Here is a 1,223-nt window from a genome sequence, read left to right on the forward strand (position 1 = left end):
GCTCGGAAGCCCCCCGACCCCCACCGCGCTCAGGACCGCGCTGATCACGGACATCGCCGCGAACACGGCGAAGAGGATGCCGAGTCGGCGGCTGAGCGTCGGCCACGCGGTCATGCGCCACCACGCCCGCGGCGGGTCGATCGGCTCGTCCCGGCCGCGGAAGATCCGCACCGCGAGCGCGAACGCCGCGAGGTTCACGAGGGTGTTGACGATCTCGAGCGCGACGCCGGGCGCACCGAGCCGGCTGAGCAGGTCGGCGATCGCGTATCCGATGATCCACGCGACGACGATGTAGAGCACCTTGAGCTCCCAGCGAACGATCCTGAACGCTGGCGCCTTCTCCATGGTGTCCCCTTCGCCGACCAGTGGTGGCCTCAACCTACTCCGCGCACGGTCACGAGGGGAACGGCAACGCCCTCCCGGTCTCGACCCACGACTTGAAGCTCGAGAGCACGAGCGGCCAGGTGTCGGAGGTCTCGGCCTCGGCGGGGTGGCCTTCACTCCACTCGTCATTGGTGAACGTGAGCTTCGTGAGCGACTCGCCCGCGGGTTCGAGGCGCCACGTCATGCGGCTGCGGAGCTCGGCGTGGTTCTCCCGGTAGGTGGGGCCGGGGTGCTCCGAGAGCTGCAGCACGGCGCCCGGCTCCGCTTGCAGCACCTCGCCGTAGACGTGCACGGTCTCGTCGCCGTCCTGCCCGGGCCCGACGTACTCGTAGCGGGCGCCGGGCACGAGTTCGCCGCGCAGGGCCGAGCCCCACATCACCGCGCGGCTGCCCTCCTCGCCGGTGATCGCGTTCCACACGCGGGTCGGGTCGGCGGCGACGAAGAGCGTCATCTCGAAGTCGGTCATGGTGTCCTCCTGGGTGGTCTTCGGTGGTCGGGTCCGACGCTACGGATGCCCCGGTGCCCGCGTCTTGCACAAACGCGACGCGTCGACGGGTCGGCGCAGCGCGTCGGTGGGGCTCGCCATACTTGCCCCATGCAGACGGGTGAGAACTACTGGCGCTCGCGCGCCGGCGCCGCCACGAAGGGCGTGCTCGCCGGCCGCCCGGGCGAGCCGGGCATCGCCCCGCTCGCGGCGGCTGCGGCAGTGCAGGCGGCCGCCGACGACGCGCCCGTGCGACTCGCCCGCCACGCCGTGAGCGCCGATCTCGAGGGCCTCGTGCGCCATGTGTGGATCCCCCGCTGGCGGCTCCCGCCGGGCGTCGTCATCGAGCAGGGAG

The 1,223-nt window shown here is 72.0% G+C and carries 3 protein-coding genes; 1 reads left to right on the forward strand and 2 read right to left on the reverse strand.

The features are described 5' to 3' along the window. Together ACFWWU_RS37315 and ACFWWU_RS37320 are read right to left on the reverse strand one after the other, a co-directional pair. Positions 1-345 (reverse strand): hypothetical protein (locus ACFWWU_RS37315; RefSeq protein WP_384153672.1); only part of this gene is annotated, 345 nt, incomplete at its 3' end. Between the two features lie 49 nt (positions 346-394). Beyond that, on the reverse strand, positions 395-850 hold the full coding sequence (locus ACFWWU_RS37320; protein ID WP_384153675.1) for an SRPBCC domain-containing protein: 456 nt from the start codon (positions 848-850) through the stop codon (positions 395-397). Positions 851-979: 129 nt separating this feature from the next. On the opposite strand from ACFWWU_RS37320, the gene ACFWWU_RS37325 reads away from it, so the two are divergent. After that, positions 980-1,223: hypothetical protein (locus tag ACFWWU_RS37325; protein WP_384153678.1), on the forward strand; the 244-nt coding region annotated here is incomplete at its 3' end.

This window comes from Streptomyces sp. NPDC058650 (assembly GCF_042717315.1).
In the GTDB taxonomy this organism is placed as follows: Bacteria; Actinomycetota; Actinomycetes; order Streptomycetales; family Streptomycetaceae; genus Streptomyces.

What these genes read in the sequence shown, in the direction of transcription:
- ACFWWU_RS37320 (WP_384153675.1), bottom strand. Translation starts at nt 850, where the DNA reads ATGACCGACTTCGAGATGACGCTCTTCGTCGCCGCCGACCCGACCCGC.